At 40.9% G+C, this 18633-nt stretch carries 17 protein-coding genes; 5 read left to right on the plus strand and 12 right to left on the minus strand.

Annotation, left to right across the window (positions count from 1 at the left end; genetic code table 11):
* The first annotated feature begins 108 nt into the window (after positions 1–108).
* The 5 genes from ACP7BU_RS06510 (at position 109) to ACP7BU_RS06530 (ending at position 5187) form a co-directional block, all read left to right on the plus strand.
* Positions 109–873 carry a DUF4184 family protein gene (locus tag ACP7BU_RS06510; protein WP_425879213.1) on the plus strand — a complete coding sequence of 255 codons (765 nt, stop codon included), beginning with the start codon at positions 109–111 and terminating at the stop codon, positions 871–873.
* Positions 874–1035: 162 nt separating this feature from the next.
* Positions 1036–2820: an aspartate--tRNA ligase gene (aspS, locus tag ACP7BU_RS06515; protein WP_425879211.1), complete on the plus strand. Its 1785-nt coding sequence runs from the start codon at positions 1036–1038 to the stop codon at positions 2818–2820.
* A 115-nt stretch (positions 2821–2935) separates the two neighbouring features.
* Positions 2936–3157 carry a hypothetical protein gene (locus ACP7BU_RS06520; RefSeq protein WP_004278319.1) on the plus strand — a complete coding sequence of 74 codons (222 nt, stop codon included), beginning with the start codon at positions 2936–2938 and terminating at the stop codon, positions 3155–3157.
* A gap of 18 nt (positions 3158–3175) precedes the next feature.
* The gene (locus tag ACP7BU_RS06525) at positions 3176–4042 is read left to right on the plus strand and encodes a lysophospholipid acyltransferase family protein (protein WP_425879209.1); all 867 of its coding nucleotides are present in this window, start codon (positions 3176–3178) and stop codon (positions 4040–4042) included.
* Positions 4043–4086: 44 nt separating this feature from the next.
* A complete protein-coding gene (locus ACP7BU_RS06530) occupies positions 4087–5187 on the plus strand; it encodes a glycosyltransferase (protein ID WP_425879207.1) in 1101 nt (366 codons plus the stop codon).
* On the opposite strand, the gene ACP7BU_RS06535 is transcribed toward ACP7BU_RS06530, so the two are convergent.
* The 12 genes from ACP7BU_RS06535 to panB all read right to left on the minus strand — a co-directional run bounded on the left by ACP7BU_RS06535 (position 5176) and on the right by panB (position 18594).
* Positions 5176–6225 (minus strand): glycosyltransferase, encoded by a 1050-nt coding sequence (locus ACP7BU_RS06535; protein ID WP_425879205.1) that lies wholly within the window; start codon positions 6223–6225, stop codon positions 5176–5178. The genes ACP7BU_RS06530 and ACP7BU_RS06535 overlap by 12 nt on opposite strands.
* A gap of 32 nt (positions 6226–6257) precedes the next feature.
* Positions 6258–7001: a hypothetical protein gene (locus tag ACP7BU_RS06540; protein ID WP_201701596.1), complete on the minus strand. Its 744-nt coding sequence runs from the start codon at positions 6999–7001 to the stop codon at positions 6258–6260.
* Positions 7002–7010: 9 nt separating this feature from the next.
* The gene (locus ACP7BU_RS06545; RefSeq protein WP_213687674.1) at positions 7011–8636 is read right to left on the minus strand and encodes a glycosyltransferase family 2 protein; all 1626 of its coding nucleotides are present in this window, start codon (positions 8634–8636) and stop codon (positions 7011–7013) included.
* A 4-nt stretch (positions 8637–8640) separates the two neighbouring features.
* Entirely contained in the window at positions 8641–9363 is a 723-nt protein-coding gene (locus ACP7BU_RS06550; protein ID WP_224217200.1) for a hypothetical protein, read from the minus strand.
* 128 nt (positions 9364–9491) lie between these two features.
* Positions 9492–10418, minus strand: a complete 927-nt coding sequence (locus ACP7BU_RS06555) for a branched-chain amino acid transaminase (protein WP_004278329.1) — start codon at positions 10416–10418, stop codon at positions 9492–9494.
* A 24-nt stretch (positions 10419–10442) separates the two neighbouring features.
* Complete coding sequence (gene glnE, locus ACP7BU_RS06560) at positions 10443–13193, minus strand: bifunctional [glutamate--ammonia ligase]-adenylyl-L-tyrosine phosphorylase/[glutamate--ammonia-ligase] adenylyltransferase (protein ID WP_425879201.1); 2751 nt, start codon at positions 13191–13193, stop codon at positions 10443–10445.
* Between the two features lie 86 nt (positions 13194–13279).
* On the minus strand, positions 13280–14548 hold the full coding sequence (locus ACP7BU_RS06565) for a sensor histidine kinase (RefSeq protein ID WP_253145092.1): 1269 nt from the start codon (positions 14546–14548) through the stop codon (positions 13280–13282).
* Positions 14549–15262: 714 nt separating this feature from the next.
* A complete protein-coding gene (gene yjgA / locus ACP7BU_RS06570) occupies positions 15263–15796 on the minus strand; it encodes a ribosome biogenesis factor YjgA (protein WP_005107862.1) in 534 nt (177 codons plus the stop codon).
* Positions 15797–15798: 2 nt separating this feature from the next.
* Positions 15799–16068 (minus strand): HPr family phosphocarrier protein, encoded by a 270-nt coding sequence (locus ACP7BU_RS06575; RefSeq protein ID WP_034438008.1) that lies wholly within the window; start codon positions 16066–16068, stop codon positions 15799–15801.
* On the minus strand, positions 16065–16916 hold the full coding sequence (gene rapZ, locus ACP7BU_RS06580) for an RNase adapter RapZ (protein ID WP_004278335.1): 852 nt from the start codon (positions 16914–16916) through the stop codon (positions 16065–16067). The genes ACP7BU_RS06575 and rapZ overlap by 4 nt, the downstream gene beginning before the upstream one ends.
* An 18-nt stretch (positions 16917–16934) precedes the next feature.
* Positions 16935–17783, minus strand: a complete 849-nt coding sequence (gene panC, locus ACP7BU_RS06585) for a pantoate--beta-alanine ligase (protein WP_005107864.1) — start codon at positions 17781–17783, stop codon at positions 16935–16937.
* A gap of 1 nt (position 17784) precedes the next feature.
* Positions 17785–18594: a 3-methyl-2-oxobutanoate hydroxymethyltransferase gene (gene panB / locus ACP7BU_RS06590; RefSeq protein ID WP_004278337.1), complete on the minus strand. Its 810-nt coding sequence runs from the start codon at positions 18592–18594 to the stop codon at positions 17785–17787.
* Positions 18595–18633: the final 39 nt, after the last annotated feature.

The following is an 18633-nucleotide window of genomic DNA, read 5'->3' on the forward strand; positions in this document are numbered from 1 at the left end:
TGTTATAATATAACATTTCATTATTTTTGCAATCCTTTACGATAATCAGTGCTATATTTTATTAGAATGTCCTTTGAATACTTTTGATTACATTAAAACATTGTCTTTATGCCCTTTACCTTATCGCATGCTGTGCTTGCTCCACCTATTTCATATTTGACTGGGAATAGACTTCCTGTTGCTGCGCTGGCAATTGGGAGCATGGTTCCCGATCTGCATCGCTTGTTTACTCATACTAATTCGAATATCACCCATTTATGGTCTTCGCTGATTCATCCAGATCTCTGGATTGGTTTGGCTTTTTGTGCCGTCTGGTACCTGATTTACCGGCCCGTGATTTACCGTTTCATCGGTATTCAGCATGATTTAAAGATTCACAATATCCTTTCAGCACTAAAATTCATCCTGGTGATGTGTCTGGCAGTCATCATTGGTACAGCCACCCATTTAATCTGGGATGGACTAACCCATGTCGATTTTCGAACTTTTGCCTTTCATGAAGTCTTAGCCCAACAGTTTCAGCTATTTGGCAACAGTTATCCGCTGCACCGGATTTTACAGATCGGCACGTCTGTGATCGTTTTGCCGTTTATGCTGTGGATGAGTGTGCATTATTATAAAACTCATCAGCAATATCTTGCAGTCAGCCTAAAAATCAAATCGTTTGCCTGGGGCTTATTGCTCTTTTCTATATTTACCGGCCTATTTTCGGTCTGGGATTATGCGCGCTATATTTCTACTGAAGTCTGGCAATCAGACCTCTATTATTTTACTGGTCGCTCGATCAATGAATTTAGTCAAGGCTTTTTGATCACCTTTAGTCTGGGCTGTTTATTGTTTTTATTTTTAGACAGAGGTCGCAGGATGGGTTAAACAAAGCACTGGCTTTTCCTCTATTCACTTTAAAATGATATTGTTTTTGACCCAAGTTCTTGTGACAACATGCCCAAAGAGGCATAATCCTACCTTTACTCAAAGCGGTACGCTGTTTACGTATTCGCTGACCTTAACCCATATAGTTGGATTTCTAACGCTATGATGCGAACTCATTACTGCGGTTCTTTAACCGAAGCTCAAATTGACCAAACCGTAACATTATGCGGTTGGGTACACCGTCGCCGTGACCACGGTGGTGTCATCTTCCTTGACATGCGTGACCGTGATGGTCTTGTTCAAGTGGTTATTGACCCAGATACTCCTGAAGCATTCGCAACTGCTGATAAAGTACGTTCAGAATTTGTATTAAAAATTACAGGCCGTGTGCGTCGCCGTTATCAAGGCACAGAAAATGCCAATATGGTGAGCGGTCAAATCGAAGTCTTGGGCAAAGAAATTGAAGTTCTTGCTCAGTCTGAAACTCCGCCATTCCCTTTGAATGACGAAAACACCAATATTTCTGAAGAAATTCGTTTGAAATACCGTTTCTTGGACATCCGTCGTCCAGAAATGCTAGATCGTTTGCGCTTCCGTTCTAAGTTAACCAACCTGATTCGTAACTACTTCGAAGACAATGGCTTCCTAGACGTTGAAACTCCGATCTTAACTCGTGCAACGCCTGAAGGTGCGCGTGACTATTTAGTGCCAAGCCGCGTATCTAACGGTAGCTTCTACGCACTTCCACAATCGCCACAGCTATTCAAACAGTTGTTGATGGTCGGCGGTATTGATCGTTACTACCAAATCGCGAAATGTTTCCGTGATGAAGACTTACGTGCTGACCGTCAGCCTGAATTCACCCAAATCGACGTTGAAACATCGTTCATGAGTGACGATGACATTATGGATTTAATGGAAACTTTAACCGTGAAGATGTTCAAAGAACTTCTAAACGTAGAGTTTGATAAATTCCCACGCATGACCTACAACGATGCAATGCGTGACTATGCATCTGACAAACCAGATATGCGTATTCCGTTGAAACTGGTTGACGTTGCAGACTTGATGCAAGACGTTGAGTTCAAAGTATTCGCAGGTCCTGCTAAAGATCCTAAAGGTCGTATCGTTGCGCTTCGCGTACCGGGTGCGGGTTCACTGCCACGTAGCGCGATTGATGAATACACCAAATTTGTAGGCATCTACGGTGCACGCGGTTTGGCTTACATCAAAGTCAACGAACTTGAAAAAGGCATCGAAGGTCTTCAATCTCCAATCGTGAAATTCATCGAGCCAATCGTACTTGATCTATTGAAACGTGTTGGTGCTGAAAATGGCGACATCGTATTCTTCGGTGCAGACAAAGCGAAAGTTGTTAACGATGCAATGGGCGCGCTTCGTGTGAAGATCGGTCATGACCTTAAACTATCAACTTGTGAGTGGGCGCCACTTTGGGTTGTTGATTTCCCAATGTTCGAAGAAACTGACGATGGCAAATGGACGTCTGTGCATCACCCATTCACGCTGCCAAAATCTAGCGTAGAAGAAGTGAAGAACAACCCAGGCGCTGCTCTGTCTGTGGCTTACGATATGGTATTGAACGGTACTGAAATCGGTGGTGGTTCACTGCGTATTCATAACCTTGAAATGCAAAAAGCGATCTTTGAAGCGCTTGGTATTGGTGAAGAAGAAGCGGAAGAGAAATTTAGCTTCTTATTAAATGCATTACGTTACGGTGCTCCTCCGCATGGTGGTTTGGCATTCGGTCTTGACCGTCTTGTGATGCTCATGACTGGCGGTTCTTCTATTCGTGACGTGATTGCATTCCCGAAAACCAAGACTGCTGAATGTCCATTGACTCAAGCGCCAGCACCAGTTGAATCAAACCAACTGCGTGACCTTGGTATTCGCTTACGTGAAAAACCAAAAGCTGAATCTCAAGAATAATTCTTGACGTTTTAAGTGAAAAAGCCCTGCCTCGTGCGGGGCTTTTTTTGTAAGATTGAGTCGCATCTGGAACAGTGGCATAATAGCCACAGTTTTTAATCTAAGGTAATTAGCAATGGCTATGCGTCCTGCAGTTCGTAATCGCAGCATTATGCTTATTGTATTTTCAGTGGTTCAATGGCTGTTCATGCGCTATATCCTTGCAAACAACCTGTTCAACCTTGATACCAATGACCGTATTGTGTATTTCTGCCTGAGCAGTATTTTAGGTGCCCTGCTGATTTTTGTAGGTTTGATTTATATGGTGCTGAAAGGCAATCCGGACAAAGACCTATAATCTGACCATCTGGATAACATGTACACCCTACTCAAAAATTTCTCCAAGCTTCCGTTAAGATTCATTCAAAGTCTTGCGCAACTGGCTGGATCTCTTTTGTATTTCAGCCATTCTTCTGCACGCCGAGTGACTGAGATTAATCTGGCCTCTGCTTATCCTGAACTTTCTGAATCTGAACGGGCTGATTTGACCAAACGCAGCCTGAAAAGTCAGTGTATGACTTATGCGGAATCAGTCAAAATTTGGGGTTCATCTTCTAAATATGCGCTGTCTTTAATTCGAGATGTGCATGGTGTAGATCTATTTATCCAAGCTTTGCAAAATCCGCATGGTTGTTTGGCCGTGGTGCCACATTTTGGTACGTGGGAGCTATTGAATGTCTGGGTAAATCAACATACTTCTCCTGTGATTATGTACAAGCCCAGCAAGAATCAGGATGTTGACCGCTTTATGCTTGAAGCTCGGCAACGCCTGAATGCCACACTGGTCCCTACAGATGATTCTGGTGTACGTGCTTTGTTTAAGCATTTAAAACAGGGTGGCTTTTCTGCAATTTTACCGGATCATGTACCTAACGAAAGTGGTGGTATCTACTCACTTTTCTACAATCAGAATGCGCTATCTTCTACCTTACTTTCCAAACTGGCAGCCAAAACACAATGTTCTGTGGTTGGACTCAGTTGTTTAAGACGTGATGATTTATCCGGTTATGATATTCATGTCACCGAATTATCCTTCGATATTTTATCTAGAGATTTGCAGCTTTCTGTTGACACCTTAAATAAAGAAATAGAACGCATGATTAATGTCGCTCCAGAGCAGTATTTGTGGGGATATAAACGGTTTAGGAAGTTGAAAAATGACAAAAGTTTATATTACTCATAGTAAAAATTAGCTACTTAAATTAAAACTTAAAAATTAGGTTTAAAATGAAAGATCAGAAAAAAATTCTTTTTATTATTGATCATCTTAAAGGTGGTGGTGCAGAAATTATGACTCTTAATCTTGCAAAAAAACTGCAAGAGAGAGGCTATGAAATAAACATCATAACCTTAATTGATATAAATAATTATAAAGAAAAGACTAAGAGTTTCAATATTCAATCTATTGATTTTCCTAGTAAATTTGTTGGTGGGAAGTTATTAATAGACAAAAAATTAGAATCTAGTAAGAAAGAACAACTCCAGTCTCTTATTGATGAAATAAAACCTGAAGCTGTTATATTAACTATTTGGTATGCATATTTAAGCATATCATTTATTAATCATCCAAATATATGGATATGGTCACAAGCAGACATTCTTCCTGAATTTAATAAAACTTCAAATCCGATTAAAATATTAAGAAATATATATAAGAAGAGAAAATTTATTAATAAATTTAAGGAAGCGTTTTCAAACAAAAATTTTATCGTACTTAATAAAGATTTAAAATTGAAATATTCTCAAATTTTAGAGAATTCTAATATAAATGTTATTTATAATGGATTAAATTTAAAAGATACAATACAATCTGAAAAGAAAGAAAAAGTATGGGATATTTGCTATGTTGGTCGTTTATCACCTTCCAAACAAATTGAACATGCTTTATTTGCTCTAAAAAATTCTCATATTATTAAAAATATGATTATTATTGGTGATGGAGCAAGAAAAGACAAACTTTTAAAATTAGTCAATCAACTAAATATTAGCGATCGTGTTCATTTTACTGGCTGGGTGGATGAACCTATCGAATATATTAAAAAAAGTAAAATATTAGTTCTCCCTTCTCAGACAGAAGGCTTCGGTCTTGTTATTGGAGAAGCTCTATTAAATGGCACTCATGTCGTTGCATATAATTGCAGCGAAGGAGTATCACATCAATTTTTTACCCCTGATATGCAACGCGGTCTAGTACAACCAAATAATCGTGCAGAATTAAAAAATTCTATCGAAGATATATTAGAAAATCCATATCAAATTCCCCCAAACTTATCAAAACATTACGATATTAAAGAGATGGCTGATAAATTTATTAAGTTAATCGATTAACCGTATATATTCCGCAACAGCATAACTTTGGGTAAAAGATGGATTCAAATTTGTTGAATAATTATCTACCTCTTTTAATGCTTGATTGATTTTAAGCGAAAGTTCAAAAATATTGCCTACAGCAACGAGATTATTAGCTTGTAAAATTTCATTGGGACCTGAAGGGCAATCAGTACTTATAACGGGAATACCCAAAGCTAAAGCTTCTAAAATTACTAAACCCAACCCTTCAAAATCAGACGACAAAACCATAAATTTTGCATGCTTAATATATGGATAGGGATTTTTTTTGAAGCCTGTAAAAATAACCTTGCCTTCTATCCCTAAATCTTTAACCAATTTTTTAGAAGTTTCTAATAGTTCACCAGTCCCGACCAAAACCAGCTTTTCTTGAACATTGGCTTTTGCATAAGCTTTAATTAAAATATCATGTCGCTTCTGCTGCTTAAATTTTCCAACATTTACAATATACGGTTTTTCAATATCAGGGATATATTCATTTGATGTTGAAACAACCTGTTCAACATCAATCGGGTTATAAATTGTAGTGATCCGACTTTTTGAACCAAATATTTCAATAAAGTCTTTTTCGACCCCCTTACTCACAGCCACACAAGGCTTGGCTAAATAAACTTTATCTAGCTGTTTTCTCATACCCGCTAATTGTTCACCATATTCCAAACTCGTCGTGTTATGAATGACTAAGTGAACATTCGGCAACTGACTTTTTGATAATACAAAATCAACAGGAAATAAGTTTGATAGAACAAGATCAGGAGTACCAATATTTTTAATCACAAATCGATCAAAAGCTTTTGCTGCAAAACCGGCACGCATAAATTTGGGAATCGCCCGATACTTTTGATAATCAAAAAAGTGAAGTTTTACGCCTTCAGGGATCGGTAAATCAATAATGTTTTTAAAATAAATAATATGTGCTTCATGTCCAGCATCAACCAAACCTTTTGCAAGTGTTAATGCGAATCGCTCTGCTCCATTCCCTTGTAAGGTGAATATAGCTATTACAATTTTTTTCATCTGAAGATTTACCATTTATCAATATCCAAGACTTACCACCAGCTTGTGCGTTCTCTTTTATGACGCTGTTTCGAACGTGAATAAATATTATTATTTTCTTCACATTGTAGACGTTTAAAGATTTCAATAACAATTGCACCTAATTGATGTTCTGAACAAACCTGATCTAAGCGCCAACGCATATTTCGAAGTGTATCATCTGTGCCAACTGCCAAAGCTGATGTTCCATCAAAGAGAGCAACCCGTTGACTTTGTAATTTTTCTAAGGCGGTTTTGTTTTCCACATATCGTTGATTACACAAAATAGCTTCTGTTTCCTGAGCTTTAATTGTATTTATCAATACTACCGCTATCATCAATATTGCTCTCAGAGTAGTATCTTTTTCATAATCTATGAAAGTATCACAAGCAGAAACCAACCATCGCATATTCAAAGAGTTTAATAAAAAATCTCGCTCACTTAACCACAAATCTTTGAATTTATTATAATTTTTATCAATATCAATTTCACGACGAATCAAAACAATTAAACTGGCGTGAAAATGATTGATCTCAGGCTGCCCAACAAACTCTCGCTTAAGATTTTCTATATGCTTATTTAAATCTTTTTCAGAGCCATAGGTATATTCAATGTCATTTCCAACAATCAACTTTTTCTTAAGTGTCTCTATATCAGTTTGCTCCAAGCTTTCATAAATTTTATCTGCACCAAAACGACGTTGATGTCGACTAAATGAAAACCATTGCTCAAACTTGGATTTTTTTCTAGGAGGCATCACACACCACTACTTATTTAAGCTATTTCCTTGGGACTTTTCCCAAAGAATCAAATATTTATCAAATGTATAAAACATCAAAACTAAAGATGAAATGATCCCATATGCACCAGATAAGAATGCGCCGCGTATCCAATATTCACGTATAAACGAAAAACAGGTCCGCAAGAGTATACTAATCAAACTAATGTTTTTCTGATATTTGTATTTATCACAAGCCCAATCAAGACTATAACGATTACGCTTCACCACATAATGAAATAAATCTTCACTAGTAAAATGGAGATGCAAACCTTTTAATTTGACAATCTGAGCTCTGTTTGTATTGACAGACTCATGCACATCCAAATCAGAATAAGAAAAAAAGTGACGAGCATAAAGGCGATTTTCCCAATCACGATACCAACCTCTTAAATGCGTCGGTATACCTGAAAAATAATTCACTCTAGCCAAGCTAAAAACGCAATCTGTTTGTACTGACTGGTTTAAAATCTTGACTATCGACTCACGTAAACTTTGACTCAATCGCTCATCAGCATCTAATACTAAAATATAGTCACCCGTTGCATAGTGCTGTGCTAATTGACGTTGTTTTCCAAATCCCTGCCAATCTGTATTCACATACCACCGAGCATGATATTTTTCAGCTATCTGAGCAGTTTGATCATGACTACCTGAATCTAAAATCACAATTTCATCTACAATATCATGTACTGTATTTAAACAAGCTGCTAAATGTTTTGCTTCATTCTTAACAATCATAACCAAAGACAAAGTAGACTTTTTTTGTGATTGATCAATTGGGGTTAAAGTTTTTGCAATATCTACAGATTCCTGAAATGCTAGTTCTGCCTGATTATTAACTAAGTCATATAAAATTGCATATTTATTGAAAGTATATTGAGTAAATAGTAACGAATAAACCAGCCCATACTTCCCCATAAGGAAACGACCATCTATAAAATACTGCTTAAAAAACGCCCAAAAAGTATGCACAAAAATGCTTAATGCACCACAAGTTTTATTTCGTAGTGCACGATCATCAGCCCAAGCCTTGGCATAAGATAAACGCTTATCTATCCAAAAATATGGCGTTTCTGCAGTATGATGTAATAAAAGACCTTGTAAAGTAGAAGTATGAGCATCTTTGATTTCTATTGATTCGTGTACTAAATTATCATTATATTGAAAATTTGCTGGATACAATCGCCAATGCGCCTTTAACGGCCAATATGGATTATCAATTGCATGACCAAAGATACAATCGATTCGTTTAATACCATAAACTGTATTGGCAGGTGGCTGCGCAATCACCTCAAGAATGCTTTGCTTCAACTGAGGGGTGATTTCTTCGTCTGCATCTAGTGCTAAAATCCAGTCACCCGTTGCATAACTCTGCGCCAATTGTCTTTGCTTGCCAAAACCTTGCCAATTTGTATTCACGAACCATTGACCACCAGCAGATTCCACTAGTTGCCGACTATCATCAGTACTACCAGAATCAAGAACAATAAGCTCATCAATCCAACCCCTTAAAGCAGGTAAGGATATGGCTAAATTTTTTGCCTCATTTTTTACCATCATCACAACACTTAAGCGAAATGGCCGAGGTTGTTGATTTAATACAAACGACATAAGATTACTGCCAAGCCTCTTTAATCCAATCTGATGGCAACACATAGCGATACCATTTCCCCCCCCCACCATTTACCGCATCTGGTGGATTAATTTCACCATGGAAAACAATAATTTTTGCACCTTCGGGTTTTACTGGTGCTTTAAAGTACGCCAAAGGTATTTTTTGCAAGCAATGATACTTATAACTTTTACACCAACTGTCAGGCCAGTAAGAGAGCTTTTTCTCTTGATCGACATACCAAGACAAATAAGCTTGCTCATTGCGGAACTTTTGACGAATTTCATCAAAATGTTCACGGAAATAAGGTAATAGGCCCGGGAAAGCACCCAGCTTAAACCGGTAAACCGAACTATTACCGGTAATACGCCACGGCCGTTTCCAGTCATGAATAATCAGAAAGTCGCCCGGATAGGTAAAGAACTCATCGATATTATCGACAATCACTACATCAAGATCGAGGAAGAGTGCATTGCCTTCCAAACCATACAGATCAGGCTCAAAAGTGGACAGCTTGTTCCAGCCACGCTCAGGAGCACCTTCAGGCAATGCCAGAGGTGGAATAGGGAAACATTGTACTGCAGGATCAATGCCTTCAGTACGATCCGTCAGACAGACCATTTTAAAGTCGACTGTCGTATGTCGTTTAACCATATTGTATAAACGATTGACGTATTCCGAACCGTATTTGGTTCCCCATTTCATACAAATAACGATGTTACTCATTGCGTATGCCTAAGCTCATCTTAAAATCTTCTTGATGGTGAATATGATGACATAAGTTCGGCAGAATAAGTACATCACTTAAAAAAAACCTCTCAAATGAGAGGTTTTTTCAATCAGTAAATTCTGAATTACTTCACATACGTTAACCAGTGTGCATATTTAGGATCTTTACCCTGAACTGCATCAAAATAAGCTTTCTGGATTTGTGTGGTGATTGGACCACGTACACCTTCACCAATCTGACGGTCATCGTATTCACGGATTGGTGTTACTTCTGCAGCAGTGCCGGTAAAGAATGCTTCATCTGCGATGTAGAACTCATCACGGGTAATACGGCGTTCAATTACGTCATAACCCAAGTCTTTAGCAATCGTAATAATCGTTTGACGGGTAATACCATCCAGCGCACCACCTGCGATATCAGGCGTATGAATCACACCATCACGCACCAGGAATACGTTTTCGCCTGAACCTTGGCATACATAGCCTTGTGGGTCGAGCAGCATTGCTTCATCATAACCTGAATGCGCCACTTCTTGATGTGCAAGAATCGACAGCGTGTAGTTACCTGATGCTTTGGCCTTACACATGGTCACGTTCGGATGATGGTGGGTAAATGAAGACGTTTTTACGCGAATTCCCTTCGCCATCGCTTCTTCACCGAGGTAAGCACCCCAGCTCCATGCCGCAACTACGGCATGAATGGTATTGTCAGTTGCAGCGATACCGAGTTTTTCAGAACCAATAAAAATAATTGGACGTAAATAGCAAGACGCTAATTTGTTTTCACGAACAACATCAATTTGAGCCTGTTCTAATGCTGCTTGATCAAATGGAACTTTCATTTGATAAATTTTTGCAGAATTCAACAAGCGCTTCGTATGTTCTTTAAGACGGAAAATAGCCGTTCCATTCGGGGTTTCATAAGCTCGGACGCCTTCAAACACACCCATGCTGTAATGCAAAGTATGTGTTAATACGTGAGTTTTTGCCTCACGCCAGTCAACTAGTTGTCCATCTTGCCAAATGAAACCATCACGATCAGCCAAATTCATGCCACAAACTCCAATTTCTCACAATTATTCACTATCCAGTGCAAAGTCTGCACTTGGATCAATCAGTCTTTGCCATAACTTGCAAACGGTCATTCGGGTATCGTGCCAGTCGCTTGCAGACACTTGCATGGATTGATTTGCAAGGGCTAAGCGATGGCTCTCGGCGCGTTCACGGAGATAAGCTTGAATCAGAGCAGTCGCATCGTCGCTGGATAAGCAACCTGATTTTGCGGCATCCTCAAGAATTCGTACATTGTCGGAGAAATGGGCGAGATCTTTATTCGTCCCACTCCAAGCCAACACCGCATACTGTGCCATAAATTCGATGTCTACGATACCACCTGCATCTTGTTTTAAATGAAAAATACCATCTTTTTTTTGCTCTTTAGAAGAACCGAGATGCTCCTTCATTTTCTGACGCATTTTCAGTACTTCTGCCCGTACATAATTTTCATCACGGGGCTGAATCAAAATATCCCGGCGCAAGACTTCAAACTTTTTCCGTAAGCTCATTTCACCCGCAATCGGGCGGGCTCGTACCAAGGCCTGATGCTCCCATAGCCAGGCACTCTTGAACTGATACTGTTCAAAGGCTTTTAAACTGGTGACCAAAAGCCCAGCTTCGCCCGATGGACGCAATCGGGTATCGACTTCATATACACGTCCATCCAAGGTTTGCGTGGTCATCAGTGACATAAACTTTTGTGCAACCCGCATGGCAAATTCAAAGCCACTGATCGGCTTAAGTCCATCGGTATCGGCCTGTTCACCCATATAGTGAATAAACACCAGATCCAGATCCGAGCCATAACCCAATTCAATTCCACCGACTTTACCATAACCTAATACGGCAAAAGCAGTATGCTCAACTGAACAGCGCTGCCCTTCTGCATCCAGTGGAAAACCATGTTTTTTCGCAACAATCTGATAAGCCAGATGCAGCGCTGCATTCACCGATACTTCAGCAATATCGGTCAAGGCATCGGAAACTTTCATTAAAGGACTTTCAGCCAGCACATCACTGGCGGCAACGGCCAGAACATTAGATTTTTTAAACAGGCGCAAGACCCGCATCTGGTCTTCGACCTGATCAATTTCAATCCGTAAAAGTTGCTGACGTAAAGAGTCTTCCAGATCCTGACGTTTTGGCAATTCAAAATCCATCGACAGGAATTCATCCAGTAGCACCGGATAATGGGTCAGTTCTTCACAAATCCAGGGGCTGACCGTGGCCATCTTCACCAGTCGCTGCAACGCCCCTTTACTCTCGATTAACATCACCAGATATACCGTACGGCGCATCACTGATTCGACTAAGGGCATCAAGCGCACCAACGCCACCTGAGGATCATCTGACTGTAAAACGGCTTCAATTAAATGCGGCCAGAAGGTTTTTAAACGTTGTACCGCCTTTGCCGGTAATTTTTTTAAGGCATGCCCATTCCAAAACTCATAGACAAGATTCTTTGCATTATCATCCAACACTTCTTTGAGTTTCTTTTCCAACTGGGAAAAACTTTCAACCAAGGTGTCAGGGCCATTTTCCTTGATTAAATGATCAAACTGATACATCACTTTGTCACGCTTTTCATTGAGATATGCCATAAAGCTGTCCCAATCCGCAAAACCAAGTGTGTCCGTTATACGCGCCCTTAACTCTGGCTCTGTCGGTAATGATTGCGTTTGCTGGTCATTTAGGGCCTGAATCGCGTGCTCAACCCGGCGCAGGAATAAATAGGCATCTTCCAGATCCTGCACCGCCTGTTCATCCAGTAACTCGGCATCATCCAGATGATTCAGATTTACCAGACACTGGCGATCCTGCAATTCAAGCTTGGCTCCACCATAAATCAGCTGAAACACCTGCACGATAAATTCAACCTCGCGAATGCCGCCAGCTCCGAGCTTGATATCATCTTCTATATTCCGGCGTTGTACTTCACGCTCGATCATGGCTTTCATTTCGCGCATGGCTTCAAAAGCGCTGTAATCGACGTACTTGCGGAATACAAATGGACGAGTCATCTCCAGCAGCTCGTCACCTTCCGGACTTGGATTAACAATACGTGCTTTAATCCAGGCATAACGCTCCCATTCACGTCCATGCTGGCTCAGATATTTTTCCAAGGCCGCGTGGCTAATGGCCAGCGCCGAACCATCGCCCCAGGGACGCAGGCGCATATCCACCCGGAATACAAAACCATCTGCCGTGATCTGATCCAGCAAATGAATTAGTTTTTGTCCCCACAGGATGCAAAACTGCTGTACATCAATACATTTGCGCCCATCGGTTTCACCCTGCTCATCGAAGGCAAAAATCAGGTCGATATCACTGGAAAGATTGAGTTCTTGGGCGCCGAGTTTCCCCATGGCAATGACTATCAGATCCTGGACTTTTCCGTTATAGCCAATCGGCTGGCCATACTTGGCAGCGACCGGAATACGGGCAAAATCTTTCGCCGCACAGATGCAGGCATCGGCAAAATCGGAGAGTTCTTGAGTGAGGGTAATAACATCGGTGAGTTGATTGGCATCCTGCCAGATCCAGCGAAACATCAAACGAGCCCGCAGAATACGCATTGCGCGCATCCACGTTGCTTCATCGCTTATATTCAGGATGCAGTGCTGCACCAGCTGATCAATATATTCCCGACTGAGTGAGCCTTGAAACTGATCAATTGCATAATCCTGTTCCAGTAAACTCTGGTGATTGGCCAATACCTGTTCGGTATATTGGCTAGCTCTTAAGGTTTTCTGCAATTGTGCCGCATTCATCACTCAACTCTTCCCCTGAAACATTCTGCTTAGTTATAGCAGGAGTTTTGTCTCAGTGGGAATGTTTTAGCTTGAAATTTACTTCTTTAAGATTGCTCGATATGTACATCTTCAAGCACCAGTGCCTGATGATCATTGGTGACCATCGGTAAATGCACGGTAAAGGTCGTACCCCGACCCTCTTTGGAATCTACAGCAATTTGACCATGGTTCAGGTCAATAAAGCGCTTGCAGAGCACCAGACCCAAACCTGCCCCTTTCTCTTCAGCTGTGCCTCTGACACTCACACCCAAAGTCGGTTTAAACAGATTCTGCATCTGCTCTTCAGTCATGCCCAAGCCAGTATCCTGAATCGTAATCTTGACCTGCTCGCCTTCCATTTCTGCAGCTAAAATCACTTTACCGCCTTGATTCACCGGGGTGAATTTAAGCGCATTCGACACCAGGTTCTGCAAGACAGAGGTAATCATGTTGATATCCGCATGTACCTTGATGTCTTCAGGAATATTATCAACCAGTTCAATTTTTTTATTTAAGGCCAGACTTTTCAGCACACTGCACACAATATTACTGGATTGTTTCAATTCATAATTAATCGGATGATAAATAAAGCGTCCACCCTCTGCCATCGCCCAAGTCAGCAGGCTTTCCAGCAGGTTATAGGTCGATTGTGCATTATCATATAAATAATCCGCGATGCTCTGGATACTGGATTCGTCCAGAGTGTCACGCTCCTGCGCTAGCACTTCGGAAAAGCCCAGTAAACCATGAAATGGTGCACGCAAGTCATGCGCAATAATCTGGAAAAATTTGGTTTTACTGAAGTTGAGTGCGCATTGCTGTTCATATAATTCTTTCAGTTCAGTATGTTCTTGATTGAGCTGAATTCGAATCACTAAACTTTCAGCAAATTGTTTAATAGTGGCAATATCGTCCTGATCGAACAGTTCGGTCTGATCATCAAAGAAAATGACCTGTCCAAAAGACACACCGCTACTTGATTTTAAATTAAAGGCGACCAATCTCTGATGCGCTACACCGAGATCTTTCACATAATTTGACAGTTCTGTATAAGCAGGATGCGTCTGGTCGATAACATCTGCCTGTTGCAGATACGTAGGCAGATTCACGTCCTGCGGGGCGTGCAAAGCCCGGAAACCGCGCGGACAGCTGTACCAGATATAGGGCTCCGTGTGGAAGCGAATAATGCTGGTTTTAACGTTTAAAACTTTACGGGCGATCTTACAAAAGGTGTCTAATAGGTTATTGGAGGTATAGACACCTAAAATGAGAGATATACGGCACGAGCTTAATTGCTCCGTATTCTGACCGACCTCTAGCAGTTTTAGTTCCATGTCTGCCTCTCTGAATGTTTATGGAATAAAGAAAACACAGCCGACCAAATTCATACAATCAATAACAAAGATTCTATATTTACTCAACGATGAAAACCCACCTCTAGGTTAAAGGATTTGTTAACCTGTTTCTATCCAGATACATTCTTAACTGCAAGGTACTGATATTTAATTGATTAAGAATAACTTGAAAATTTACTATTCTAAAAAAACCTACATAAGTATTTGAAATTAATCTATCTCACCTAAAATAAGTATCTTTATTTGTATTTACTGTAACACAGTACTGAATAAAAAATACCCACCATCGCTTTTTACTTTATTTAAAGTAAAAGCTAATGATTTTTCAACTATATAGTTTGACCTTATGATTAAAAACAGATTTTATATCAGGCTTCATCTACCTAATAATGCTCAGAATTAATTTTTAATTTTTTAAAATATCTTAACAATTCTAATGTAAGAAATATTTTAAATATCAGCATTTCGACTAAAAACAGATCCAAAAAACCACTGAGGATTGTAAAGAACTTACATTTATTAACAAATTAATTATGAAAATTTTGTGTTTTTTATCCTCAGTGCAGTTTTAGAAGCTGGAATAGAAATATTAAAATAGATCACTTATAGGCTATGCATGTCTACGTCAAACCAATCGGCTCAGAATAGCTATAAAAAAAGCGGCCTAAAAAGACCGCCTTTTTATATGGCTGCTTAATTGTCAGAAATCAATGCCACTTGCTGTACATAGTTAAACAGCTTTAATTTAGAAGCATTCACTTCTTCTTCAGGTGCTTGATTCTTTAAATCACGGTGTACCCGAAGATAATGTTGACGTAAGGTATGACGCTCTGTCGCATTATAGTTTTTGGTAAATTCATTGATGGCTGGATCACCATCTTTAACAATTCGATCCACCCAACGCTGTAATTGAGCTGTCTTTTTAAGACCTTGTTTGGGTGTTAAATAAGACAAAATCACCGTTTCATTTTCATTACGTAATAATTTACCAATCCGTGAAAATTGACGACGACGTGCTTCATGTGAACTAATTGCCTGCACATCAAGCAAGGCGTCAATCAAACGCTCATCTACGGGTAGGTTTTTAATTTGTTTAGCGCTCAGCTCTGCAAGCTGCGCACCCAAAGCAGCCATACGCTGGACTGCTTTTTTCTGTTCGGTCTTACTTGCGCGTCCCTCTAAAGAATCAAAATCTTCTTCAGTTAAACTGTTCGGTCGACGTGCCACGATTAATCTGCCTCATAAAATTTTGCTGCAAATAGTGCCTGAATTTCAGATAAGGCTTTGTCCTCGTCTGCTCCTTCAATCACCAAGCGTAAAGTTGTTCCTTTGCCCGCACCGAGCATCAGCAAGGACATGATATTTTTTGCATCTACCAGTTTATCCGCTTTGCCAATCTGGATACTGGAACGAAATTTGGTGGTAACTTCTATCAGTTTACCAGATGCGCGTGCATGTAAACCCAGTTTATTAATTACGTCAACTGTCGTATCAATCATGACCAGTGCTTCATTTCTCGATGGAGGACTTGAATAGACCATTTTGCCTCAAGGGCTTTTTTTAGTCTATCCACAATATAAACAGAACGATGCTGACCACCGGTACAGCCAATCGACACGGTCATATAATGACGATGCCCTTCAGCAAAGGTCGGCAACCACTTGTCCAGAAAATGATACAGATCATTGAACATATCCTCGACCTGATCGCTCTTTTGTAAAAACGCCTGCACGGGCTGATCTAGCCCTGAAAATTTGCGCAGTTCCAGTTCCCAATGCGGATTCGGCAAATGCCGGACATCAAAGACATAATCGGCATCCAGTGGAATGCCATGCTTATAACCAAAGGATTGCAGAATCAGGATCAGGTTATCGGCCTGTCCAAGCTTGGACAACAAGGTATGTTTCAGATCATGCACACTTTTATCGGTGGTATCGATATGTACCGTAGAACGCAACTGAATCGGCATCAACAGGATTTTTTCTTCCTGTATACACTGATTCAGACTTTTAAAGCGTGACGCCAGAGGATGCGGCCGACGCGAAGCACTAAAGCGGGCAATCAGCTCCTGATCCTGCGTGGTCAGATAGATAATATCGACCGAACCATGCTGTTGCAGTTGCTCAAATACATGATCAAATTCTTGTAAATCTGCCCGGGTACTGCGCACATCGACGCCCAGCGCCAACTGTTCCAGATTGTTTTCGCTGTCCAGTTTTGCCACAATTTCGGGAAGCAATGCCAAAGGCAAATTATCAATACAGTAATAACCCAGATCTTCAAGCACCTGTAATGCAGATGATTTACCCGAACCAGATTGTCCTGTGACAATTAAAATGCGCTTCATGCATGCTACCCTTTCATCTTAGCCGGCAGTGTATTTAACCTGCAGGTTATCGATCAGACGTGTATTCCCCAACTTTGCAGCTATAAATAACACAAGATCTTGATTAAACGTATGAATTTTTTGTAATTCTGGCGTGCGGGCTTCAACATAATCAACAACGAAACCGGCATCGGTTAGGCTCTGACGAATTTCGGCCAATACCGTATCCAGTTCCACGCCTGCATGTAATTGCTGTTCAGCCCGTTGCAAGCTTTGATAAATGACCGGTGCGATTGCACGATGCTCTTCGCTTAAATAACCATTGCGCGAACTTAAAGCCAGGCCATCTTCTGCACGGGCAATCGGTACACCAATCACTTCCAGTGGAATATTCAGGTCTTGTACAAACTGACGAATCACCGCCAATTGCTGATAATCTTTCTGGCCAAAGAAGGCGTAATTCGGCTGTACGATATTAAACAATTTAGTGACCACCACCGCCACACCATCAAAATGGCCGGGACGCTGCAAACCGCATAAATCATTGGTAATGTCAGAGACACTGATATTGGTCAGACGCGGTTTTTTGCCATACATTTGCTCAACCGTCGGCGCAAACACGATGTCACAACCAACTTCAGCCAATAGTTGTTGATCCTGTTCAAGCGTGCGCGGATAGCTGTCAAAATCTTCATTGGGCCCAAACTGGATCGGGTTGACAAAGATACTGACCACCACCACATCACACAACTTACGTGCTTCACGCACCAAATTCAAATGTCCCTGATGCAGATTGCCCATGGTCGGTACAAAACCGATAATCTTGCGACTGGTACGCGCCGGATTTAAGGATGCCGCTAAGCCCTGAATGGTGGTTTCTGTTTTCATCTTACAATTCAACCTGAAAAGTTTGTTCTGGTGCCGGGAAAGATCCATCTAAAACTGCAGCATGGTACGCTTTGAAAGCATCCAGAATGGCTGTTGCACCCGATTGTTCTTGCATAAAATTACGTACAAATTTTGCAGTGTGGCCAAAGGTCAGGCCCAACATATCCTGAACCACCAATACTTGTCCGTCAGTGGCTGCACCCGCGCCAATGCCAATCACCGGAATCTGCGGAAACAGTTCGGTGATTTCCTGACCAAGCTGTGCTGGTACGCATTCAAGTAGCAATAGTGCAGCACCCGCCTCGACCACTGCCTTACAATCTGCAATGAGCTGATCAGCCGCTTCACGGGTACGGGCTTGTAGTTTATAGCCACCAAAAACATGTACCGACTGCGGAGTAAGACCCAAATGCACACACACCGGAATACCGTTACGGGTCAGCACTTGCACGGTTTCTGCCAACCATGCACCGCCTTCCATTTTCACCATTTGCGCGCCAGCCTGCATCACGGTTTTCGAACTTTGCAAGGCATCATTCAAGGTGGCATAGCTCATAAATGGCAAATCAGTCATGATAAAAGCATGCTGGTTACCACGGCGTACCGCAGCCGTATGATAGGCCATATCTGCAACCGTGACCGGCAAAGTCGAATCACGGCCCTGAATTGACATCCCAAGAGAATCGCCAATTAAAATGCTGTCCACTTCGGCAATTTCCATGGCTTTGGCCATACTGGCATCATAGCAAGTCAGACATGAAAATTTGCGTCCATCTGCTTTAAAGCGTCTTAAATCACTCAGACTGACCATGAAAATGTTCCTCTATGCTTGAAAGTTCTGACGAAGCTA

Source organism: Acinetobacter sp. 40AMC3-4 (assembly GCF_049898185.1).
In the GTDB taxonomy this organism is placed as follows: Bacteria; Pseudomonadota; Gammaproteobacteria; order Pseudomonadales; family Moraxellaceae; genus Acinetobacter.